This window comes from Rahnella sp. PD4 (assembly GCF_049199325.1).
GTDB lineage: Bacteria > Pseudomonadota > Gammaproteobacteria > Enterobacterales > Enterobacteriaceae > Rahnella > Rahnella perminowiae.
This window is the reverse complement of the sequence record NZ_JBLZQF010000002.1, coordinates 890640-913005: the sequence shown is the minus strand read 5'-3', so window position 1 is coordinate 913005 and position 22366 is coordinate 890640. Positions and strand designations below refer to the sequence as shown.

Annotated in this window: 22 protein-coding genes and 1 tRNA gene; 14 read left to right on the top strand and 9 right to left on the bottom strand. The window is 54.0% G+C overall.

Going from position 1 to position 22366, the window contains the following annotated elements; all coding sequences use genetic code 11:
• A complete protein-coding gene (locus ACOZIO_RS08830) occupies positions 1-687 on the top strand; it encodes a 4'-phosphopantetheinyl transferase superfamily protein (protein WP_129955020.1) in 687 nt (228 codons plus the stop codon).
• Between the two features lie 113 nt (positions 688-800).
• Positions 801-1604 carry a 2,5-didehydrogluconate reductase DkgB gene (dkgB, locus tag ACOZIO_RS08825; protein ID WP_129955142.1) on the top strand — a complete coding sequence of 268 codons (804 nt, stop codon included), beginning with the start codon at positions 801-803 and terminating at the stop codon, positions 1602-1604.
• A gap of 41 nt (positions 1605-1645) precedes the next feature.
• On the opposite strand, the gene yafC is transcribed toward dkgB, so the two are convergent.
• Positions 1646-2542 (bottom strand): DNA-binding transcriptional regulator YafC, encoded by an 897-nt coding sequence (gene yafC, locus ACOZIO_RS08820; protein WP_129992256.1) that lies wholly within the window; start codon positions 2540-2542, stop codon positions 1646-1648.
• Between the two features lie 106 nt (positions 2543-2648).
• Between yafC and ACOZIO_RS08815 the strand changes: the two genes are divergently transcribed.
• A complete protein-coding gene (locus ACOZIO_RS08815; RefSeq protein WP_129955022.1) occupies positions 2649-3824 on the top strand; it encodes an MFS transporter in 1176 nt (391 codons plus the stop codon).
• 194 nt (positions 3825-4018) lie between these two features.
• On the top strand, positions 4019-4819 hold the full coding sequence (locus ACOZIO_RS08810; RefSeq protein WP_129955023.1) for an endonuclease/exonuclease/phosphatase family protein: 801 nt from the start codon (positions 4019-4021) through the stop codon (positions 4817-4819).
• 86 nt (positions 4820-4905) lie between these two features.
• On the opposite strand, the gene mltD is transcribed toward ACOZIO_RS08810, so the two are convergent.
• Positions 4906-6291: a murein transglycosylase D gene (gene mltD / locus ACOZIO_RS08805; RefSeq protein WP_129955024.1), complete on the bottom strand. Its 1386-nt coding sequence runs from the start codon at positions 6289-6291 to the stop codon at positions 4906-4908.
• 69 nt (positions 6292-6360) lie between these two features.
• Positions 6361-7116 carry a hydroxyacylglutathione hydrolase gene (gene gloB, locus ACOZIO_RS08800; protein WP_129955025.1) on the bottom strand — a complete coding sequence of 252 codons (756 nt, stop codon included), beginning with the start codon at positions 7114-7116 and terminating at the stop codon, positions 6361-6363.
• A 43-nt stretch (positions 7117-7159) separates the two neighbouring features.
• Between gloB and ACOZIO_RS08795 the strand changes: the two genes are divergently transcribed.
• Positions 7160-7885 (top strand): class I SAM-dependent methyltransferase, encoded by a 726-nt coding sequence (locus ACOZIO_RS08795; RefSeq protein WP_129955026.1) that lies wholly within the window; start codon positions 7160-7162, stop codon positions 7883-7885.
• A 141-nt stretch (positions 7886-8026) separates the two neighbouring features.
• Here the strand turns inward: ACOZIO_RS08795 and rnhA are convergent, their stop codons facing one another.
• Positions 8027-8494: a ribonuclease HI gene (gene rnhA / locus ACOZIO_RS08790; protein WP_129955027.1), complete on the bottom strand. Its 468-nt coding sequence runs from the start codon at positions 8492-8494 to the stop codon at positions 8027-8029.
• Positions 8495-8765: 271 nt separating this feature from the next.
• On the opposite strand from rnhA, the gene aguB reads away from it, so the two are divergent.
• From aguB to ACOZIO_RS08770, 4 genes are all read left to right on the top strand, one after another.
• Positions 8766-9650 carry an N-carbamoylputrescine amidase gene (aguB, locus tag ACOZIO_RS08785; RefSeq protein ID WP_129955028.1) on the top strand — a complete coding sequence of 295 codons (885 nt, stop codon included), beginning with the start codon at positions 8766-8768 and terminating at the stop codon, positions 9648-9650.
• 3 nt (positions 9651-9653) lie between these two features.
• Positions 9654-10739 (top strand): agmatine deiminase, encoded by a 1086-nt coding sequence (gene aguA, locus ACOZIO_RS08780; protein WP_129955029.1) that lies wholly within the window; start codon positions 9654-9656, stop codon positions 10737-10739.
• A gap of 82 nt (positions 10740-10821) precedes the next feature.
• Positions 10822-11559 carry a DNA polymerase III subunit epsilon gene (gene dnaQ, locus ACOZIO_RS08775; protein ID WP_129955030.1) on the top strand — a complete coding sequence of 246 codons (738 nt, stop codon included), beginning with the start codon at positions 10822-10824 and terminating at the stop codon, positions 11557-11559.
• A 139-nt stretch (positions 11560-11698) separates the two neighbouring features.
• A tRNA-Asp gene (locus tag ACOZIO_RS08770) sits at positions 11699-11775 on the top strand.
• An 87-nt stretch (positions 11776-11862) separates the two neighbouring features.
• Here ACOZIO_RS08770 and ACOZIO_RS08765 read toward each other — a convergent pair.
• A complete protein-coding gene (locus tag ACOZIO_RS08765; RefSeq protein WP_421595189.1) occupies positions 11863-13365 on the bottom strand; it encodes an NCS1 family nucleobase:cation symporter-1 in 1503 nt (500 codons plus the stop codon).
• Positions 13366-13542: 177 nt separating this feature from the next.
• Between ACOZIO_RS08765 and ACOZIO_RS08760 the strand changes: the two genes are divergently transcribed.
• The 3 genes from ACOZIO_RS08760 to puuE are packed head-to-tail and all read left to right on the top strand — an operon-like array spanning position 13543 to position 15966.
• A complete protein-coding gene (locus ACOZIO_RS08760) occupies positions 13543-14277 on the top strand; it encodes a GntR family transcriptional regulator (RefSeq protein ID WP_129955032.1) in 735 nt (244 codons plus the stop codon).
• Positions 14277-15035: an aspartate/glutamate racemase family protein gene (locus tag ACOZIO_RS08755; RefSeq protein ID WP_129955033.1), complete on the top strand. Its 759-nt coding sequence runs from the start codon at positions 14277-14279 to the stop codon at positions 15033-15035. The genes ACOZIO_RS08760 and ACOZIO_RS08755 overlap by 1 nt, the downstream gene beginning before the upstream one ends.
• Entirely contained in the window at positions 15028-15966 is a 939-nt protein-coding gene (gene puuE / locus ACOZIO_RS08750) for an allantoinase PuuE (protein WP_129955034.1), read from the top strand. Before ACOZIO_RS08755 ends, puuE begins: the two co-directional genes overlap by 8 nt.
• A gap of 647 nt (positions 15967-16613) precedes the next feature.
• Here puuE and hpxZ read toward each other — a convergent pair.
• Genes hpxZ through ACOZIO_RS08730 form a run of 4 tightly spaced genes read right to left on the bottom strand, consistent with a single transcriptional unit; the run spans position 16614 to position 20268 of the window.
• Entirely contained in the window at positions 16614-16997 is a 384-nt protein-coding gene (hpxZ, locus tag ACOZIO_RS08745; RefSeq protein ID WP_421595188.1) for an oxalurate catabolism protein HpxZ, read from the bottom strand.
• 53 nt (positions 16998-17050) lie between these two features.
• Positions 17051-18454: an AtzE family amidohydrolase gene (locus ACOZIO_RS08740; protein ID WP_217137906.1), complete on the bottom strand. Its 1404-nt coding sequence runs from the start codon at positions 18452-18454 to the stop codon at positions 17051-17053.
• Positions 18451-18645, bottom strand: a complete 195-nt coding sequence (gene hpxX, locus ACOZIO_RS08735) for an oxalurate catabolism protein HpxX (RefSeq protein ID WP_129955037.1) — start codon at positions 18643-18645, stop codon at positions 18451-18453. The genes ACOZIO_RS08740 and hpxX overlap by 4 nt, the downstream gene beginning before the upstream one ends.
• A gap of 36 nt (positions 18646-18681) precedes the next feature.
• Complete coding sequence (locus tag ACOZIO_RS08730; protein ID WP_421595187.1) at positions 18682-20268, bottom strand: gamma-glutamyltransferase family protein; 1587 nt, start codon at positions 20266-20268, stop codon at positions 18682-18684.
• Between the two features lie 191 nt (positions 20269-20459).
• Here ACOZIO_RS08730 and ACOZIO_RS08725 point away from each other — a divergent pair, with 191 nt between their 5' ends.
• Entirely contained in the window at positions 20460-21299 is an 840-nt protein-coding gene (locus tag ACOZIO_RS08725) for a MurR/RpiR family transcriptional regulator (RefSeq protein ID WP_129955039.1), read from the top strand.
• Positions 21300-21556: 257 nt separating this feature from the next.
• Positions 21557-22348 carry a transporter substrate-binding domain-containing protein gene (locus tag ACOZIO_RS08720; protein WP_129955040.1) on the top strand — a complete coding sequence of 264 codons (792 nt, stop codon included), beginning with the start codon at positions 21557-21559 and terminating at the stop codon, positions 22346-22348.
• Positions 22349-22366: the final 18 nt, after the last annotated feature.

Genomic DNA, 22366 nt, shown 5'->3' with positions numbered 1-22366 from the left:
ATGAACCGGGCGCAGCTCATTACGGCGTCGCTGGATGACAACTTTTCATTGTCACGTGTGCCCGCGCAATGGTTAATGAAAAGTGAAGGAATGAATCCTGCCCGCCGCCAGCAATGGTGCGCGGGCCGGGCGCTTCTGGCCGAAGCGCTGTCAGTTTTCAGTGGTTGTGACAACTTACCCGCCATGCAGATTTCCGCGCAGGGAAAACCGTATTTTGCGGACGCCTCCCTGCCACACTTTTCTCTCAGCCACAGTAAACATCATCTGCAACTGCTGCTGTGTCCGGCGGGCGAAGACGGCGGCGATGTGGAGCAAATTCGCCCGCGCCGGCGTTATCTTGACGTGGCACGCGCAGCATTCAGTGATATCGAATGTCAGTGGCTGGTGGAACAGGCCGACCCGCAGACGGCGTTCTGGCAGTTGTGGTGTCTGCGTGAGGCATGGCTCAAACAGCAGGGTGGAAGTGTGTGGCAGATGGGCCGGATCCGCCTCGAACCGGGCCATCAGCGTTTTACTGCTGAATCTTCAGCGGACTGCCGTTTATGGTTCGCTGCGGATGGAAACGTGATGCGGGCGCTGGCGTTGCCTGCGGGCGTTTCTGAGGTAGAGGAATACAAGGTTGATGCTGCTTCCGGCGGTTTTCTCCGGCAGGTTTCACTGCCCTGGGCCCGCTTTTCCCCCTCCTGATTATTGCACTCTGGTCAAAAGTCTTCTGGCGATACGGTCGTTTTTATCCATGAATGCGCAGTCCATACTCTCTCCACGATTTATCCTCCAGAAAAATTTAAAGAGAGAACATGATGAGTATTCCTGCCTTCGGTTTGGGGACATTCCGCCTGAAAGATGAAGTGGTAAAAGCGTCTGTTGCCACCGCCGTTGAACTGGGTTATCGCGCCATTGATACCGCGCAGATTTATGACAACGAAGCTGCGGTGGGTGAGGCACTGGCTGAAAGTGGCGTTGCGCGTGAAGCGCTCTATATCACCACCAAAATCTGGATTGAAAATCTCGCTGCTGACAAACTCATCGACAGTCTGCAAGAAAGCCTGCGCAAACTGAAAACGGATTATGTTGACCTGACCCTGATCCACTGGCCGTCCCCGAATCAGGCCGTCAGCGTAGCAGAAACGATGCACGCGCTGGTTGAGGCGAAAAAGAGGGGACTGACACGTGAGATCGGTATTTCCAACTTTACCGTGGCGCTGATGCAGGAAGCGATCGACGCGGTGGGCGCGGATCAGATTGCGACCAACCAGATCGAACTGTCGCCGTTTCTGCAAAACCAGACCGTGGCAGATTACGCCCGCCGGAACGGTATCGCCGTGACATCTTATATGACGCTGGCTTATGGCGATGCGTTAAAAGATACGACGATTATCGAGATTGCCGCCCGACATCACGCAACGCCTGCTCAGATCGTTCTGGCCTGGGCATTGCAACTGGGTTACGCGGTGATCCCCTCGTCGACCCGACGCGAAAACCTGCAAAGCAACCTGCTGGCACAACAACTGACGCTGACAGAGGCCGATATGCAGCAAATTGCGGCGCTTGAACGCAATGGCCGACTGGTCAGCCCTGAGGGTCTGGCGCCTGCGTGGGATTGATGTCTTTGCTCCTTTTCCTTCACCGGGGAGGGAGCCAATGTTTAAACCCCGCGGGTTCCCAGCTTTTCACTGAGAAAATCAATAAAGCACCGGATCCGCGTGCTGACGGTTTGATCGCTGTAATACACCGCATGCAGCGGCATGGCGATGCGCATAATGTCCGGCACCAGCAGTTTCACCAGGTCACCTCGCGCCACATCTTCATCGGTCATAAAATCCGACAGACAGGCAATGCCATTACCTTGCAAACACAGCCTGCGCAGCGTTTCCCCGCTTCCTGAACTGATAAAGGGGGTGACCGTCAGTTGCTGACCATCGGCGCACAGCAGCGGCCATTTATTCAGCGCCATCACTTCGTTAAAGCCCAGGCAACGGTGATCCAGCAAATCATCGGCGCTTTGCGGTGTTCCCCATTTTTTCAGATATGCCGGCGAAGCCAGCACGCTGCGATAACTCAGCATCAGTTTGCGGGCCCGCAGGCTGGAATCTTCAAGCTCACCGACGCGGATCGCCACATCCACTTTATGATCGATCAGATTGATATTGCTCTCCGACGAGAACAGTGCCAGTGACATCTTCGGGAAACGTTCGGTAAATTCCGCCACCAGCGGCGAAATGACATGTAAAATGACCGGTGTTGCGGCATCGATGCGCAACAGCCCCTGAGGATCGTCGCGGTTCTCCAGTAAATCATCTTCAGCCGCCGCCATTTCATGCAGGATTTTTTGTACCCGGACAAAATAGCGCTCGCCTTCATGTGTCAGGCTGATCTGACGTGTGGTGCGGTTGAGCAGGGTAATGCCCAGTTTTTGCTCCAGCCGTTTCAGCGTCCGGCTGACCACGGAATTATCCTGCCCCAGTTGTTCTGCGGCACGGCTGAAACTGCCACTTTCTACCACGGTCACAAACGTAATCAGCTCTTCAGAACTGGCTCGCATTGTTGTTACTCCGGCATAAATAAATTGATACTTTGGTTATTTATGTCATTTAAGCACAAGCCGATAATAGCCGCCATCAAATCGACATTCATGTGGAGTAAAGGTTATGCCGCTTGCATTATTAGCACTGACCATCAGTGCATTTGCTATAGGAACAACAGAGTTTGTTATTGTCGGGCTGGTGCCGACTATCGCGCAACAACTGGGCGTTTCTGTCCCGTCCGCCGGTTTGCTGGTGTCCATTTATGCTCTCGGCGTGGCGACTGGCGCACCGGTTCTGACCGCGCTGACTGCCCGCGTGCCGCGTAAAGCGTTACTGATAGGCCTGATGGTGCTGTTTACGCTGGGCAACCTGCTGGCGTGGCAGTCACCGAATTACAGCACGCTGGTGATAGCCCGCCTGCTGACCGGCCTGGCGCATGGCGTTTTCTTCTCAATTGGCTCGACCATTGCCACCAGTCTGGTGGCAAAAGAAAAAGCCGCTTCTGCGATTGCGCTGATGTTTGGCGGTCTTACTGTTGCGCTGGTGACCGGTGTGCCACTGGGGACATTCATCGGCCAGCATTTTGGCTGGCGCGAAACCTTCCTCGCGGTGTCGCTGATTGGGGTTATCGCCATTATCGCCAGCGCGATCCTGGTACCGAATAACATCAAAAACAAACCGGCGGCGCGTATTGCTGATCAGGTAAAAGTGTTGATGAATCCGCGTCTGTTGCTAATTTACACGATTACCGCGCTGGGGTACGGCGGTGTATTCACCACCTTTACATTCCTTGCACCGATGATGCAGGAACAGGCTGGGTTCTCAGCCAGCATGGTGAGTTGGATCCTGCTGGCGTATGGTGTGTCAGTGGCCATCGGCAATATCTGGGGCGGCAAACTGGCTGACCGTCATGGTGCCGTTAAAGCGCTGACGATTATTTTTGCCGCCCTCACCGTGCTGTTGCTGATTTTCCAGTTCACTTCAGGTTTCGGTATTCCGGCGCTGATCACGCTGCTGGTGATGGGGGTTTTCGCCTTCGGCAACGTACCGGGATTGCAGGTTTACGTGGTGCAGAAGGCCGAAGAGGTGACGCCAAATGCCGTCGATGTGGCTTCCGGACTGAATATTGCGGCCTTTAACGTCGGTATCGCCCTGGGGTCAGTGATTGGCGGGCAGGTGGTTTCTACCCTTGGCCTGGCGCAAACGCCGTGGATCGGTGCAATCATCGTGGCGGGTGCATTGCTGTTTACCCGCCTGAGCGGGCGTCTGGACCGCAAACCTACGACTTCGCTGGCCTGATTTTTCTTACATTCTTTGTCTGCACGGCTCGCCTCTGGCGGGCCGTTTTTATGAGTTATGCTAGCCTGTAGATGTGACCAGGATGTATACCAATGTAAACAGATTTGGTCTGAGCGTCTGCGGGCGTATACTGAACTTTCGCGTGGGAATCTCTCTCATAAAGCAACGATATAACGGGTAAACAGGCGATTAGCGTGCGGAAAAAAACATATGCAATGAGGTATGTCGCAGGTCAGCCCGCAGAGCAAATCTTTCCAGGAGTCCTCGCTCATTTGGGGCCAGATTTGCCACCGGGTGCTGCGCTGCCCAATTCGAATATTTTGCGCGTGATGGTGTGGAATATCTTTAAACAACAGCGTGCTGACTGGTTGTCAGTTCTGCGTGATTACGGCAAAGATGCGCAACTGGTTTTGCTTCAGGAAGCCCAAACTACCCCTGAGCTGATTCGTTTTGCGACTTCCAATTATCTGGCCGCCGATCAGGTACCGGCATTTATGCTGCCTCAGCACCCCTCTGGCGTGATGACACTCTCTGCAGCGCATCCGGTTTACTGTTGTCCGCTGCGTGAGCGTGAGCCGCTTCTCAGGCTGTCTAAATCGGCTTTAGTGACGGTGTATCCGCTCATCGATGGCCGTTTACTGATGGTAGTGAATATTCATGCGGTGAATTTCAGTATCGGAATCGACGTCTACAGCAAACAGCTGGATCCGATTGGCGAGCAGATTGCGAACCACAAAGGGCCGGTGATCATGGCCGGGGATTTCAATGCGTGGAGCAAACAGCGTATCAATGCCCTGTTTGGCTTTGCGGGAAATATCCATCTGGAGGAGGTCCGTTTTCCTGCTGATTACCGCAAGCGGGCGTTCGGCAGGCCGCTGGACTTTATCTTCTACCGTGACCTCAGCGTCACCAGCGCGTCTGTGATGGAAACGCGCGCCTCGGACCATAATCCGCTGCGGGTTGAATTCCTGGCAGGCCAGCCTCTGGTACAGTAACGCTTATTTCGCAGGTTAAAAAATGCAGACAAAAAAAAGCACCCGGCATATTCAGGGTGCTTTTTTATTGCCGCGACCTTTCACGATCAGGTATCAGGGCTCATTTTGTTGCTCAGGAACAACGTTAACTTGTTGCCCGGTTGCAGGTTGTCGGCATTCGTATTCCAGCGCATCACATCCTTGATGTTGACGCCGTGACGCCTGGCAATGCTCGACAAAGAATCACCTTTACGTACCTGATAAGTGATACTGCCGCCATTGACACTGGTATCGCTGACGCTGTTATCCGCCACTTGCAGTGTTTGCCCAACTTTTAACGCGCCTGCTGAGCGCAAATTGTTCCAACGCTGTAAATCACGGGTCTTCACATTCAGCCGGGCTGCAATGCCAGATAAGCTGTCGCCGGAGCGAACCTTATACTGTTTTGCACCTGACGGAGTGTTGCTGGCCAGTTTGGTTTCCTGGACTGCGGCGATATCCCCATCAGCCAGTGAGTCTTTTAACTGGTCGGCATGCGCCTTCGGCAGAACAATGTAATGCGGGCCATTCGGCGCGGTCACATTTTTCTTATAGCCGGTGTTAAACGACTTGAGCTTGGTCAGGGACATGCCCGCCATCTCGGCCGCCTGTGTCAGTTGCATCTGTTGTCCGACTTCAACACGCGCCAGGGCACGGTCTTCACTCGGTTTCGGCAAGCTGATACCGTATTTCTTGCTGTGCTTGAGAATATCGCTAAGGGCTAACATTTTCGGCACATAAATCGATGTTTCACGTGGCAGCGCCAGCGCCCAGAAATCCGTTGAACGTCCCTTGGCTTTGTTCGCTTTCACCGCTTGCATGACACGGCCTTCACCGCTGTTGTACGCAGCAACGGTCAATAACCAGTCGCCACCAAACATCTTGTTCAGACGTTGCATCATATCAAGCGCAGCAGTCGTCGAAGCCACAACATCGCGGCGTCCGTCATACCACTGGTTTTGTTTCAAACCATAGTTTCGACCCGTTTGCGGCACAATCTGCCACAACCCTGCAGCGTTAGCTGATGAGGTTGCTTTGGGGTCAAAAGCGCTCTCCACTATGGGTAGCAGTACCAGTTCCATCGGCATATTACGTTTCTTAATCTGCTCGGTGATCCAGTACATGTACGGCTCTGCCCGTAATGTTACATCGTGGAGATAGCTCTTATTTTTTAAATATTTAACTCTTTGTTCGCGGATCCGGGGATTATCCGGAACCTTCATCTTCAGCTCGTCGCCTATGAAGTTCCACAAATTTTGTTGGGAGACGGCGTCGTTTCCATCCAGCCATCCCCCCGAGGCCGCACGGCCATCATCTGTGTACTGTCCTGCTTCACTTTGACTTGCTGAAGACAAACTCTGTGCATGTTGTTCCGGTACCTTCACGCCCTGCCTGGACGCCTGGCAACCTGTGAGCAACATGGAGGCGATTATTAAGATCGCGTTTGCCTTCATGTGTGTGTCATAGTTGCTTAAAAGACGAGCGATAATACTTTGCTTCGGAAAAAAACACAACCTTTGGGGCTAAAAGCTATCTTTGAGTGCCCTTAATCGGGCAAAAACCTGCCAGTCAGGTTTTAAGGGATCGTTAAGGTTTAATTTGTTTTGTAAATCAACGTCATCACATCGTAAAAAGAGATTAATTTTACGCTCAAGACCGAGGGTTGAAGGCAGGGAAGATTGTCCCTTTTCACGCATTTGTTGCACTTTGTGCTCATGAGAATGGATATCATCATCCTCAGGTAAAATAGCACGCGCAAACTTAAGATTTGAGAGAGTGTACTCGTGCGCAGCGCAGATTAATGTTTCATCGGGCAACGCCGCTAGCCGTTGAAACGACTGGTACATTTGCTCTGGCGTCCCTTCGAACAAACGGCCACATCCGGCGGAAAACATCGTGTCTCCACAAAAAAGATAAGGCGCGCTATAGTATGAAATATGACCAAGCGTATGACCTGGCGTAGCAAAGATCTGCCATTCCACACCGCCAATAACACATTTATCACCGTTTTTAAGACTAATCTGACGAAATTTATTCTCAGTTTCGTGAGGTCCGTACACTTTCAGACCCGGAAAATGGCTCGAAATCTCATCGACGCCTCCCACATGGTCGTGATGGTGATGTGTCAGAAGGATAGCTGTCGGGGTTAAATTCGCCTTTTTCAGTGCGGTTAAAACAGGGGCAGCTTCTCCGGGATCAACAATCACGCAATGTCCTTGCTGGTCATCGAGCATCCAAATGTAATTGTCCTGCAACGCAGGAATACTGATAAGATTCATGGCAACCTCTCTTTGGCAACTGCTTGAAAGAAGATAACAAACTATGCGACCAGCCCGCGCCCGTAAGACCATTGTTGCTCCGGCTTGCTGGGATGAGATCCCGTGCGGCGACTACTACCGTGCCGCGCTTGAGCAACAACTGCAACCCTGGTGGGGGAAACTCTACGGTTTCCACCTGTTGAAAATCGGCGCATTAAGTGCCGGAATCGATACGCAGGCTTGTCCAATCTCGCATCAGGTGAACTTCGCGCCCGAAGGCGAGGGGCTGCATGTGCGGGGGGATCCCTACTATTTGCCTTTCGCGGCAAAATCCGTGGATGCCTGCCTGCTCAGCCATACGCTGGCCTACGCGGACGACCCGCACCGTATTCTGCGTGAAGTCGATCGCGTACTGATTGATGATGGCTGGATGGTACTCAGCAGCTTTAATCCGCTCAGTCTGCTGGGGATAGGCAAACTGATGCCGCTCTTTCGTAAGCGTCAGCCGTACAGCAGTCGCCTGTTTACCCAAATGCGTCTGCTTGACTGGCTTTCGCTACTTAATTATGAAGTGATAGTGCACCGGCGTTTTCATGTTCTGCCGTGGAAAAAGAATGGCGGTAAATTACTGAGTACGCACCTTCCTGCACTGGGTTGCATGACGCTGATTATTGCCCGCAAACGGACCTTCCCGCTGACACCGACAGCGAAAAAAGTCACGGCGCAAAAGCAAAAAATCCCGCAGGCTGTGGGCGCGACGAAGAGTTACCGCAAAGAACACCGGGACTGACTGAGGCAGGAATTAACGAACAAGCTGAGGTCAGACAAGACGAAAACGGACGAAAAAACGCAGCTTATACCCGGTAGGTATGCATTTTATCACCGTTTTCAACCGTCCTTTTTCATCGCAGAATAGCCAGCGCGCAGCCGTTTAATTCTCCGCCTGATAGCCCACATCATCCAGGGTCGGATTTCCCGCTGCTTCTTTAGCCAGTACATCACAGCGTTCATTTTCAGGGTGTCCTGCGTGACCTTTCACCCACATCCATTTTAGTTCATGTGTCTGGATCGCGGCATCGAGACGCTTCCATAAATCGACGTTTTTTACCGGTTTCTTATCCGCGGTTTTCCAGCCACGTTTTTTCCAGTTGTGGATCCACGACGTGATCCCCTGGCGTACATACTGGCTGTCGGTGCTCAATGTCACTTCACACGGCGACGTCAGCGCTTCAAGCGCCACAATCGCCGCCATCATTTCCATACGGTTATTAGTGGTCAGACGGAAACCCGCACTGAACTCTTTTTCGTGTTGCTTGTAGCGTAAAATCGCACCAAAACCGCCGGGGCCCGGGTTACCCAGGCAGGAGCCATCGGTGAAAATCTCTACCTGTTTGGTCATTTCTGGCAGGCTCTGTCATCAAAAGTAAACGCCAAGTTTGACATAAACCGGCGTACCGGGCACAGCACTATCTTGGGGTATAACTGTCTGAAAGAGAGACGAAGAGGTGCCTTTGGCGCAGGTTATACAGGCATTCACCACTCTTTTGGCTGGAGAGCGCTGTCATTTGCAATATAATAGGAAAATGCAGAGTGCCAGTTCAAAACTCTGAGCGAGTCGAGCCTTTCATGGTTTTTTCACTGCCAATTTTTCAATGCTTTAAGGATGTCTGATGAGAAATGTAACGGTTTCTGCAACACAAATGAGCTGCAGCTGGGATCTGGAAAAGAATATTGTTAACGCCGAAAAGCTGGTTCGCCAGGCCCATAACCAGGGTGCGCAAGTTATTCTGATTCAGGAACTTTTTGCTGCGCCTTACTTCTGTATTGATCAGAGCCCTGAGCATTACAGTCTGGCGCAAGAACTGACTGACAGCCCGCTCATTCGTCATTTCTCCGCACTGGCAAAAGAACTGGAAGTGGTGCTTCCTCTGAGCTTCTTTGAGAAGTGCAATAATGCTTATTACAACTCGCTGGTCATGATTGATGCTGACGGCAGTGTGCTGGATGTCTATCGCAAAACGCATATTCCTAACGGACCGGCCTATCAGGAAAAACAATTTTTCATTCCGGGCGATACCGGTTTCAAAGTGTGGAACACCCGCTATGCGAAAATCGGCGTAGGCATCTGCTGGGATCAATGGTTCCCGGAAACCGCACGTTGCCTGGCATTGCAGGGTGCGGAAATCATCTTCTATCCGACGGCGATTGGTTCTGAACCGGCGTATCCGGAAATCGACAGCCAGCCACACTGGACCCGTGTTCAGCAGGGCCACGCTGCGGCTAACCTTGTGCCGGTGATTGCCTCTAACCGTATCGGCACGGAAAAAAGCAAATTTATTCCTGATTATGAAATGACCTTCTACGGCTCTTCCTTCATTGCTGATCAAACCGGTGCGCTGGTTGAACAAGCCAACAAAACCGACGAAGCTGTGCTGGTTCATACCTTTGATCTGGATGCTATCGCTGCACAACGCGCATCGTGGGGTCTGTTCCGCGACCGCCGTCCTGAAATGTATGGCGCCATCGCGACATCCGACGGTTCAACAAGGAAATAACTGATGTCTTCTATTGATATCAATCCTCAGGCTGAAGGTTTTGTGATGCCCGCTGAATGGGCCGCGCAGCAGGCTGTCTGGATGATCTGGCCTTACCGCACCGATAACTGGCGCTCCAACGGACGTCCGGCACAGCTGGCTTTCGCCAATGTGGCGGCAGCGATTGCGACTCAAACGCCAGTATTTATGGCGGTTCCGGCAGCAGAAATGGCCAACGCACGCGAAGTGATGCCGGCGCAGATTACCCTGGTGGAAATGGAAAGCGACGATGCCTGGATGCGTGATACCGGCCCGACGATTGTGGTCAATCCGCAAGGCGAGCGTCTGGCTATCGACTGGACATTCAATGCCTGGGGCGGCTTCAACGGCGGTCTGTATTCGAGCTGGGAACGCGATCAACGGGTTGCCCGTCAGGTGGCGAACTATCAGCACATTCCCTATGTGTCGACAGACCTGGTGCTGGAAGGGGGGTCCATTCATGTTGACGGCGAAGGCACCTTGTTGACCACCGCAGAATGCCTGCTCAATCCGAACCGTAATCCTCATCTTTCGAAAGCTGAAATAGAAGCGCAGTTGCAGAAATACCTCGGCGTGAAGCAATTTATCTGGCTGGAAGACGGCGTGTTCAATGACGAAACTGACGGGCACATCGACAACATGTGCTGCTTTGTTCGTCCGGGCGAAGTGGCGCTGCACTGGACTGACGACGAGCAAGATCCGCAATACGCGCGTTCTGCGGCGGCGTTGAAAGTGCTGGAAGCGGCGAAAGATGCTCAAGGTCGCAGCCTGAAAATCTGGAAAATGCCCTCACCTCCTGTCATGCATGCTACTGCGGAAGAAACTGTCGGCGTGTTGCCGGGCACGGCCATTGAGCGTGTGGAAGGCAACCGGCTTGCGGCGTCTTACGTCAATTACCTGATCAGCAATAACCACATCATCTTCCCGCTGCTGGATGCGACAACGGATCAGCAGGCCGGGAATTTACTGGCTGAAATGTACCCTGAGTACAAAATCACCGGCGTTCCTGCCCGTGAAATTTTGCTGGGCGGTGGTAACATCCACTGCATTACACAGCAAATCCCTGCGTAAGCTAAAGTGCCTGGCGCGAGATTTTATTTTCGTGCCGGGCAGATCGTTTCTGCAACTGACTGTCAGCGTTGGATAATGAGCCATGGATTTACAAAACACCTCTAACAGGATCGTCGTCCTCGATACCGAAACTACCGGTATGAATAAACTCGGCGTCCACTATGAAGGGCACCGGATTATCGAAATCGGTGCTGTTGAAGTGATTAACCGTCGCCTGACAGGGCGTAATTTCCATGTTTATCTCAAACCCGATCGTCTGGTGGATCCGGAGGCTTTTGGCGTTCATGGCATCAGTGATGAATTCCTCGCCGATAAACCGACGTTTGCCGACATCGCTGACGATTTTATTGAATACATTCGCGGCGGCGAATTAGTCATTCATAACGCAACGTTTGATATCGGCTTTATGGATTACGAGTTCGACATGCTCGGCCGTGACCTGCCGAAAACCGAAACGTTCTGTAAAATTACCGACAGCCTGGCGATGGCGCGTAAGCTGTTCCCCGGTAAGCGTAACAATCTCGATGCGCTGAGTGATCGCTACCTGATCGACAACAGCAAGCGTACGCTGCACGGCGCGTTGCTTGACTCCGAAATTCTTGCCGAAGTTTATCTGATGATGACCGGCGGCCAGACCAGCATTAAATTCAGCCACGAAGGCGAGCAAAATACCGGCGCGGACGGATTAGGGATCCAGCGCGTGGCGCGGCCAGCCTCCGGATTGAAAGTTATCGCTGCCACAGAGCAGGAACTGGCGTGGCATGAAGAACGTTTAGATTTAGTGGTTAAAAAGGGCGGTAACTGTTTATGGCGTTCGTAAGCCGCTTATCCGGTCTTTCGGATTGAAACGCACCAGACTGCGGAAAAACTGTGCGGTTGATTGAAAATATCAGGAAAAGCATTGACGTAAAGGCAGCCATTCCTTAATATCCGCTCCGTTCTTAACCAGAACACAGCGCGGAGCGGTAGTTCAGTTGGTTAGAATACCTGCCTGTCACGCAGGGGGTCGCGGGTTCGAGCCCCGTCCGTTCCGCCACTATTCAGAAGCCCTGAGTGAGAAATCACTCAGGGCTTCGTCGTTTCAGCCATCCTGGCTTTTTTCTTCCCTGTCGTACCGATTTATTTATTCCACCTCAGTCTTCATAAAGCGCATTTCGCCGCTGGTTGCACGGTCATGACGGGCGATATAACGGTAAAAGCCACCGGCCAGAAACGCACCGATAAACCAGCTAAAATTCGCGACCTGATGCAGGCCTGGCGTAAAGCTGATAATCAGACCGATCACCACGGCGGGCACCAGCGCGGCAATCGCTTTCGGGTTGAATCCGTTGCGATACCAATAACGACCCGAAGGCGTGGCATTAAACAGCGCATCCACATCCATATGCCCGCGCTTAATCAGGTAATAATCGGCCAGTAAAATCCCGAACAAGGGTCCGATTAACGATCCCAGTACATCCAGCGTGTAGTGAATGATTTCCGGTGACTGAAACAGGTTCCACGGTGTCAGCAGAACAGAACCGACAGCAGCGATCATCCCGCCGGTACGGAAACTGATTTTCTGCGGTGAGCAGTTAGAGAAGTCGAATGCCGGTGAAACAAAGTTCGCCACGATATTGATACCGATGGTCGCGATAATCATCGTCAGCAGGCCAAGTGCCACCGCAACGCTGTTGCCAACACGACTGACGGTTTCGATAGGATCGGTGATCATCTGCCCGAACAGGGATTGTGTCCCTGAAACGATCACGACGGTCACAATCGAGAACAGCAGGAAGTTAAACGGCAGGCCCCAGCGGTTACCGCGGCGGATTTCGCCCATGCTTTTGCCGTAACGTGAGAAGTCGCCGAAGTTCAGCAACGGACCGGAGAAGTAAGACACCACCAGCGCTGTGGCGGTCAGCATCTCCCAGCCTTGCTGGCCGGCGGTCAGGGTTTTAGTCGACAGCGTGAAAGAGATATTGCTCAGGCCGGTTTTATACAGGATCCAACCCGCCAGCAGCAGCATAACGACATACACCGCCGGGCCTGCCACATCGATAAAACGCTTAATTGCGCTCATCCCGTGCCAGAACACCATCGCCTGCAATACCCACATGATGCCGAAACATACCCATCCCAGCGCCGACAATCCCAGCCAGTGCGGGAGGGTCATTGGCGTCAGCGACGGGAAGAACTTCAGCAATACCAGCATTAACGCGTTAGCCGCCAGATAGGTCTGAATGCCGTACCAGGCGAAAGCGATCAGCCCGCGGATCACTGCCGGAATATTCGCCCCGAACACGCCAAATGCCTGACGGCAAATCACCGCGTAAGGTACACCGGCCTGCTGGCTTGGTTTCGCCACCAGATTGGCACAAATCTGCACGATACAAATCCCGCACAGCAAACACAGCAAAACCTGCCAGCTGGTCAGGCCGAGCGTAAAGAAGCTCGCGGCTACAACATAGCCGCCCATACTGTGTACATCGGACATCCAGAAAGAAAATATGTTGTACCAGCTCCAGTTTTGGTCACGCGTCGGTGCTAAATCATCGTTACACAGCTTCGGGCTGTAATAAGGTTTGATGATCCCGGCGCTCTGTTCAGATGGCGCCGTGGCGGAGGTGATTTCCTGATTTGGCATAAATCGTGCTCCTGTCATAAACAACATGTGAAAGTCGGAAGCCGGCTGCCGGCTGTCCAAAGTTAAAAAGCAGTCACAGGAGCACTGCATGAATCAGGCCAAATTTCATTTTTTGTATACAAAAAATCACTTTCATGTATACGATTAATCTCTCGAACGGTATACGGAGTAACGGCAATGACCAGTTGGAACGGGCTGAATACGGCCTATTTTACCGAGGATAAGGACGACCATATTTATAACGCGCTGGTGAAATCTATCGTGGAACACCAGCTTTTACCGGGCAGCAAATTGCCGGAAGAAGCGCTGGCAGAGGTGTTTTCAGTCAGCCGCACGGGGATCCGCCGTGTCCTGCAGCGCCTTGCCGCAGTGCAACTGGTGACGTTATTGCCCAAGCGTGGTGCGCATGTCACCACCCCGGATGCGGAAGAATCGCGCGATGTGTTCGCGACCCGTAAAATCCTGGAGTGCGCCAACCTGCCGCTGGTCATTGCTCATTGCCAGTCGCCACATCTGGTGGCGCTGAAAAAACTGGTGCAGGAAGAAAAGCGTGCTCACGATGAACGTAATGGTGCCGCTGCGATCCGCCTTTCCGCCGCGTTCCACGTTCAGCTTCAGGCCATTTCCGGTAATAAAGTACTTACTGAGTCTGTCTCGCAACTGACCCTGCGTTCCTCGCTGGCAATTGCCGCCTGGGGTGCACCGTGGCAGCAGGGTTGCCGTTGTCATGACCATGATGACCTTATTGAACTGCTGAAAAAACGCGATGTTGCCGGGCTGACCGCGAGCATGGCACACCATTTCGACAGCATCGTGGCCAGCCTGCACTTTGAGCAGCACAGCGGGCAGACACCCGATTTTGCGCAGATTTTTGCCACGCACAAACCCGTTACCGGCAAGGAATCAGGCTGATGGTCAAATCACTTTGTATACAACTGATCAACCCGAATACCAGCCAGGCGATGACCGGGATCATGGCACAAACAGCCCGTTCGGTTGCGGCGCCGGAAACAAACATTCTGGCCGTTTGCCCTGAAGAAGGTGCACCGTCAATTGAAGGGCATTTCGATGAAGCGATTGCCGTGCTCGGCGTATTACAGCAGATAAAAGCGGGGCGCGATGCCGGTGTCGACGGGCATATTATTGCCTGTTTCGGTGACCCGGGATTACTGGCCGCCCGCGAGCTGGCGCGTGCACCGGTGATCGGTATTGCCGAAGCGGCGATGCATCTGGCAACGATGCTGGCGACGCGATTTTCTATCGTGACCACTTTGCCGCGTACGCTGACAATCGCCCGGCATTTGTTGCATCAATATGGATTCGAACGCCATTGCGCGGCTTTACACGCTATCGATCTGCCGGTGCTATCGCTGGAAGACGGCAGCGGGCTGGCGCAGGAAAAAGTCCGCAGGCAGTGTATCGCGGCGAAAAAATCTGACGGCAGCGGAGCGATTGTCCTCGGTTGTGGCGGAATGGCTGATCTGGCGCAGGAACTGACACTCGAGCTGAATATGCCGGTAATCGACGGCGTCAGCGCGGCGGTCAAAATGGTCGAGTCACTGGCTGCTCTGCGTCTGACGACCGGTAAACATGGTGATCTGGATTATCCCCTTGAAAAACCCTTGTCTGGCCGCTTTGCCGGGCTGAATCTGAGAGATAATTATGTCTGATTTTGAGTACGGTTTTACGGATGCCTATCCGCGCGATTTAATCGGTTACGCCGGACGCCCGCCGCATGCCAACTGGCCGGGCAACGCCCGCATTGCGGTGCAGTTTGTTCTCAATTATGAAGAGGGTGCCGAGAACAACGTTTTGCATGGTGATGCAGGTTCCGAACAATTTTTATCGGACATCATCGGTGCCGCCAGTTTCCCTGACCGCCACATGTCGATGGATTCGCTGTACGAATACGGCTCGCGTGCCGGTTTCTGGCGCATCCACAATGAGTTTCAGAAACGCGGCTTACCGCTGACCGTTTTCGGCGTGGCGATGGCACTGGCCCGCAATCCGGAAATCGTCAGCGCGATCAAGGCGGCGGATTACGACGTCGTCAGCCATGGCTGGCGCTGGATCCATTATCAGGACATGAGCAAAGCCGGGGAGGCGGAGCACATGCAAAAAGCGATTACCGTTCTGCGCGATTTGTTCGGCAAAGCACCGTCCGGCTGGTATACCGGACGCGACAGCCCGAATACGCGCCAGCTGGTGGTAGAGTCGGGTGGGTTCCAGTATGACAGCGATTATTACGGCGATGATCTGCCGTTCTGGACGCCGGTCAAACTGGAAAATGGTGAAACGAAACAGCATCTGGTGATCCCTTACACGCTGGAGACCAACGACATGCGTTTTGCCTCCCCGCAGGGGTTCAACACGGGTGAGCAGTTTTACACTTATCTGAAAGACACGTTTGACGTGTTGTACGAAGAAGGCGAAACCTCGCCGAAAATGATGTCGGTCGGGATGCACTGCCGGATATTGGGCCGCCCGGGGCGGTTTCGGGCTTTACAGCGGTTTCTCGATTACATCGGGTCACATGAGAAGGTATGGGTGTGTAAACGGCAGGACATTGCGGATCACTGGGTTAAACATTTCGGTGTTTAATCCCGAAATTCAAATTCAAATTCAAATTCAAAACCTTGGGCTCGCCGCCCAAACTGGCCTTAAGGGGCGCCTATCGCCGCACCCCTTAAGAATCCCAGGCTCTTTCACTGCGCGCTCTGCTCGTTGGCTATGTTTCATAAGCCATAGCGATAGCCGCAAAATCCCGCCGCTCCGCGGTGCCCTCTGTTCGGGTTACAACCCGCGCAAAAAGACGCGCGGTTTTCCACCTCTCCTCCGGCGCGATTTTGGAACCGGCCTCAGGCTTCAACTTCACAACCTCACTATATTTTTTTAAAAAGCCCACGGGCGATTCAGAAATCTTGCTGAACGGAGCGGCTTCGAGACCTATGGCTCGAAGACCGAGAGAAGGAACCGCAGAGCGGCAAGATTTCCAGCCTGTCACGGTGGTAACTGGAACATAGCCAGCGAGCGAAGCGCGTGTTGTAACAGCGAGGGGAAATCCAAAAGGGGAAAAGCACTTTCCCCTTTTGGGCGGTTTCGGCGCAGCGCGATAAGTGATCGCTATTATTGAGAAACCGAAATTATCACCGTTCAGATTTCCCCTCGGTGGTAACCAAAACTCCCCTTCGGTGAAACCGAAAAAAAGTTTCCTCAGCTTTCCAAAGCTGAACCGCCCAATGGTTCGGTCAAACCATCAGACTCACATGGGCCGCCACAATCTTCCATCCACTTGGCATCTTCACCCACGTTTGCTGCTGACGGCCAATCTTGTCGCTGCCTTCCCGGCGGAATTCCGTACTGGTGACCGCCATGTCGTCGCCAAAAGTGGTGATGGTGGTATTGACTAGTTCCCGGTCTAACCCTTGTGACGATCGTGCTATGCGGAATGCGCGGATGGCGTCAATGCCGTAAAGATTTTCTCCCGCGCCGTAGCGCACGGTACGCGGGTCGTGCCAGAACAGTTCGTCGAGGACGGCGGTATCGTTAGTGATCAGCGCCTGTTCATAGCGATAAAATGCCGCGTTCATTTCGGCAAGGATCGCCGGGCGGTCGATATGTTCAGTTTTCATAGTGACTCTCTTTACTCTTTTCACTTCACCCTGGAAAACGGGGATGCAGGCTGTCAGGCGGGCATCACCGGAGAACTGCTGACTTTCACGATCCCCTGCTGCTCAAGCGCCCGGGCAGCGCGCAGGCAAAGGTCTTCGCGCCACGGTGGCGCTATCAGTTGTAATCCTATCGGCAGACCGGTTGATGTGGTGACCGGCACCGTTACCACCGGCAGGCCGAGGAACGAAATCGGCTGCGTCAGCATACCCATACTGGCGCGCGTTGGCAGATCCTGACCGTTGATGTGAAAGGTTTCCTGACCAATGAGGGTCGCCGGACACGGTGTGGCAGGCGCGATCAGAATGTCCCAATGATCGAACAAGGACAAGATTTGCTGTTGAAACTGCTGACGGAAACGCTGTGCCTGAACATACCATGCCGCCGGGATCATCGCCCCCGCCAGTAAGCGCTCGCGCGACAGCGGCTCAAACTGTTCCGGTATGCTGCGCAGTTTTGGCAAATACTGATTGCCGCCCTCCGACGCACTGATAATAAACGCAGCGGAACGCGCCAGTTCGGCCTGTGGCATTTCAATTTCTTCCTGCGCTCCCAGTGCCTGCGCGACCTGACATACGGCTACTTTGGCGTGATCATCGCACCAGGTGGAAAAATATCCGCCCAAAACGGCACTGCGCAAACCTTCCTGCCCGCGTTTAAGCAGTGAAAATGTCCCGGTCACAGGCTTATCGGCCTGGAAGTGATCCTGCGGATCCGTGCCCTGAATGGCATCATAAACCTGCGACAAATCTTCGCTGCAACGGGCCATCGGCCCGATGTGATCGAGGCTGGCAACAAACGGCTGGCTGCCGCGACGTGAAATCCGCCCGAAGGTGGGCTTCAGGCCCAGAATACCGCTTAACGAGGACGGCACGCGGATCGAACCGTTGGTATCGCTGCCGAGGCTGAAATGTACCAGCCCGGCAGCGACGGCAGCGGCCGAACCGCCGGAAGAGCCACCGGCCACACGCGACAGATCCCGCGGGTTACGGGTGGTGCCATAATGGCTGTTTTCCGTGGTGAAGCCGTACGCGTAAGCATCCATATTCAGCATGCCGGAAAGCATTGCACCCTGTGAGGTCAGGCGTGAAACCGTCCAGGCGTCCTGACGTGCGGCGGCATTGTTGCTGTTAAGGCTTGCGCCTGCCAGCGTCACTTCCCCGGCCACGTCCAGCAGGTTTTTCACTGCATAAGGAATACCCGCCAGCGGAGGCAATGTTGCGCCGCTGGCCCGGATTTTATCAACTTTTGCAGCTTCACTCAGCATGCGTTCACGGGTGATATGCGTATAAGCATTGATGACCGGATTCGCCTGTTCAATGGCATCAAGCGCGAAAGTGGCTATTTCCCTGGCGGAGATATCCCCCTGCGCAAGTGCCCGATGTAACTGGCTTATCGTAAAGTGATCAAGCGATTTCATGCGCGATATACCCCGGCAATCTCCAGTCGGGCATCGAGCGGTAAATCCATCAGGGGTTGCGCCATTTGGGCGATGCGGCTGAACTGCACCAGCAATTCCTGACGACGTGCGTCGTCGAGTTCCAGCGCCAGAACGGATTCCATCTGGCAGATATAGGCGGCCCAGCTGGTCGCTGCGGATGTTTCTTTCATGCTGCTTCCTTATCAATTTTCATGAGCGAACTCTGATCAAAATCCGGCTGCGCTGCCGTTGCTGCGCGGGTCGGAGGCCCCTTCAAACATGCCGTTGGTATGGCGGACGATCGCGCCAGCGTGGCCGACGGCTTCGCTGAAATCTGGCAACAGTTCGACGTCGTGACCACGCTGTCTCAGGCCCGCCAGCGTCGGATAGGCAAAACGGCTTTCCAGTTTCAGTGAATCCGAACTCTCGCCCCAGGTACGGCCAAGCAGCCAGCGCGGGCCGCTGATCGCCTGCTGTAACGATTGTCCCTGGACCACATGGCGGATAAACACGGCGGCCTGCGTCTGCGGCTGTCCGTCTCCCCCCATTGAGCCGTAAACCATCGTGCGCCCGTCATATAAGCGTGCGGCGGCAGGATTAAGGGTATGGAACGGTTGTTTGCCCGGCGCCAGCGCCAGTAAATGCCCGGCATCGAGGCTGAAGGACGCGCCACGGTTTTGCCACAACACGCCGCTGCCCGGCAGCACCACGCCACTGCCGAACTCGTGATAAATACTCTGGATAAAAGAAACAGCCAGTCCGCTGCTGTCCATCACACCCATCCAGACGGTATCGCCCGGTCCTTTACCTTTGCCCCAGTCGGCAGCGCTGTGGGGTTTGATGCGGGTGGCGAGGGCATCCAGATATTGGGGATCCAACAGGCTCTGGGCATCCTGCGTCATCATGCGCGGATCGGTGATAAAACGGTCACGCAGGCCGAACGCCAGTTTGGTGGCTTCAACAATGCTGTGAATCGTCGCACTTTCATCCAGGGTTTCCAGCGGCAGGCGGTCAGTCAGGCCGAGGATCGCCAGTGAAACCAGCCCCTGCGTCGGCGGTGTCAGGTTGTAGATTTCGCCTTTACTGTGTTTGAGGCGCAGCGGCACACGACGCTGGGGCTTGTAAGCCGCGAGATCAGCGCGGGTGACCGGCATGCCGAGCTTTTCCATGTCGGCGGCCATATTGTCGGCCAGCTCACCACGATAGAAACTGTTCAGCCCGTCCTCGCACAGCATCGATAATGTCTGCGCCAGTTGCGGCTGGGTAAAGCGATTTCCGGCGCGGGGGACATCGCCATTAGGCAGAAAAACGTCGGCGAAGGTGCTGAAATTTTCAAGTTCGTGTTGTTTGGCACGGGTCGCAGCTTCCTGCGAGGCTGTTACCGGAATGCCGTCAGCAGCGTAACGAATGGCATCACGCAGCAGGCGGGAGAGCGGTTTTTGCTCGCCGCCAAATTCAGCCGACACATTCAGCGCTTCCTGCCAGCCGCCGACAGTGCCTGCGACTGTCAGCGCGGCTTTCGGTCCCCGATGCGGAATATGCGTTTCACCGGTATAGAAATCGAGAGTGGCGAGGGAGCCTGCGGCACCGCTGGCATCTATTGCCACCGGGTTTCCCTGCGGTGGCACAATCAGCCAGAAGCCATCGCCGCCCAGACCGTTCATGTGCGGATAGACCACGGCAATTGTCGCGGCCGCCGCCACCATCGCCTCGATGGCATTGCCGCCTTCGCGCAATACTGCAAGCGCACTCTGGCTCGCCAGATGATGGGGTGTGACCGCCATGCCCAGCGGCGCGCTGTTACTGTTAATCATGCGATGTCCTTTTTGAAACACTTTTTTTATGCTGCCCGCGCATGCAGGGATGTGGGCGCGTAGGGATAAAGTTAAGCAAGAGGTGTTCCACATCGGCAGAATCTTCACGCTTTCACTCATAATTTAGCTTGCATTGGCAAGCATAGTGCATGGTATGTTCCGCTGAAACATTGGTTACAAAAGGGACGGGGATGAAACAGATTGATGAACGTCTGCGTGACCATTACGCAGAACTGACGCCGCAGGAACAGCGGGTGGCCGACTTTATTTTTGCCAGTATTGACGACCTGATGAGTTATAACAGCGCCGAACTGGCACGGCTGAGCGGCGTGTCGAAAGCCACGGTCAGCCGGCTGTTCAAGCGCCTGGGATATCCGAGTTACCGTGACATGCGCGATGAAATGCGCACCCTGCGCCAGAGCGGTATGCCGCTGACGGACAGTCGCGATGCGGTGCAGGGCAACACTTTGTTATCGCGGCACTATAAGCAGGAAATGGCCAACCTGACGCAGTGGATTAATCAGATTGATGGCGTACAGTTTGGCGCGCTGATCGCCGCCCTCAGTCAGGCGCGTCAGGTGCGCCTGCTGGGCTTTCGCAACAGTTATCCGGTGGCGCTGCATTTGCGTCAGCAACTGATTCAGGTACGCACTGGCGTGATGATGATGCCGCAACCGGGCCAGACGCTGGCTGAAGAACTGGTGGATCTGACTGTGCAGGATGTGGTGATTTTCGTCGCCTTCCGCCGCAGGCCGCGCATGGCGAAGGCAGTTCTCACGCAATTACAGACGATGGGCGTGCCGGTGTTGTTGATCTGCGAGCCGCAGGCCCAGACGCTGATCCCACTGGCAACCTGGCATCTGGCCGCGCCTCTCGACAGCGTATCGGCGTTTGACAGCTATTCTTCCGCCATGAGTCTGGCGAATTTACTCAGCAACGCATTGCTGCACGAGATGCTCACCTCAGGCCGGCAGCGCATTCATCAGATAAGCGATTTGTATAACGATCTGGATGAGCTTGAGCAGCGCTGATTCCCGTTTGCAGAACAAACTGAGCGCTTTTCTGGTGCTTTTGCACATTTTTAGTGCGTCATGATTGTCTTCTTTTCAGTCCTTTTGCCCTGGTTCAGGGCAAAAAATCCCTCCTGATCGTATCCTCCGTTTTCTAATTCCTTGTGGTACCGTGATTTTGTCCGCATTTTTTCCGCTGTGCTGGTTTTGGCACATTCGTTGCAGAGTTATAAATATAAGAATCTATCGTTTCAAAAACCTTTCACCGGAGATAATCTATGAACATGAACAAACGGCTGTTGATGTGGGCAGGTGCGGCAATGTTGGTGCTTCAGGCATCTGCCGTCATGGCCGATCAGTTACAGGATATTCAGAAACGCGGTGTACTGCGCGTGGCCGTTCCTCAGGATTTCCCGCCGTTTGGTTCGGTGAGCAAGGACTTGCAGCCGGAAGGGTATGACATCGATATGGCACATTATCTGGCCGATAAGATGAAACTTAAGTTGCAACTGGTGCCGGTCACCAGCGCCAACCGCGTACCTTATCTGCAAACGGATAAAGTCGATCTGGTGATTTCAAGCCTGGGTAAAAATCCTGAGCGCGAAAAAGTCATCGATTTCAGCAATGCCTACGCACCGTTCTTCCTCGGCGTGTTTGGTGCGCAGGGGGACAAACTGTCCGACCTGAAAGCGCTGTCCGGTAAAACCATCGGCGTGACCCGTGGTGCCGTGGAAGATCTGGCACTGACAGACGTGGCGCCGAAAGATGCCAAAATTCAGCGCTATGAAGACAACAACACTACGCTGTCTGCATACCTGTCCGGTCAGGTGGAATACATCGCCACCGGTAACCTGGTGGTGGCAGCCATTGCCCGCATGAATCCGGCCAAGGCACCGGTTTCCAAAGTGATGCTGAAAGATTCGCCGTGCTACGTGGGTCTGCGTAAAGACGAGCCTGCGCTGAAAGACAAAGTGAATGCACTGATCGCCGAAGGCATCAAAGACAAGACGCTGAATACGCTGTCTGAAAAATGGATGAAGGCACCGCTGCCTGCTTCCATCGGCGCGTAATCAGGGTTTGACGGAGAT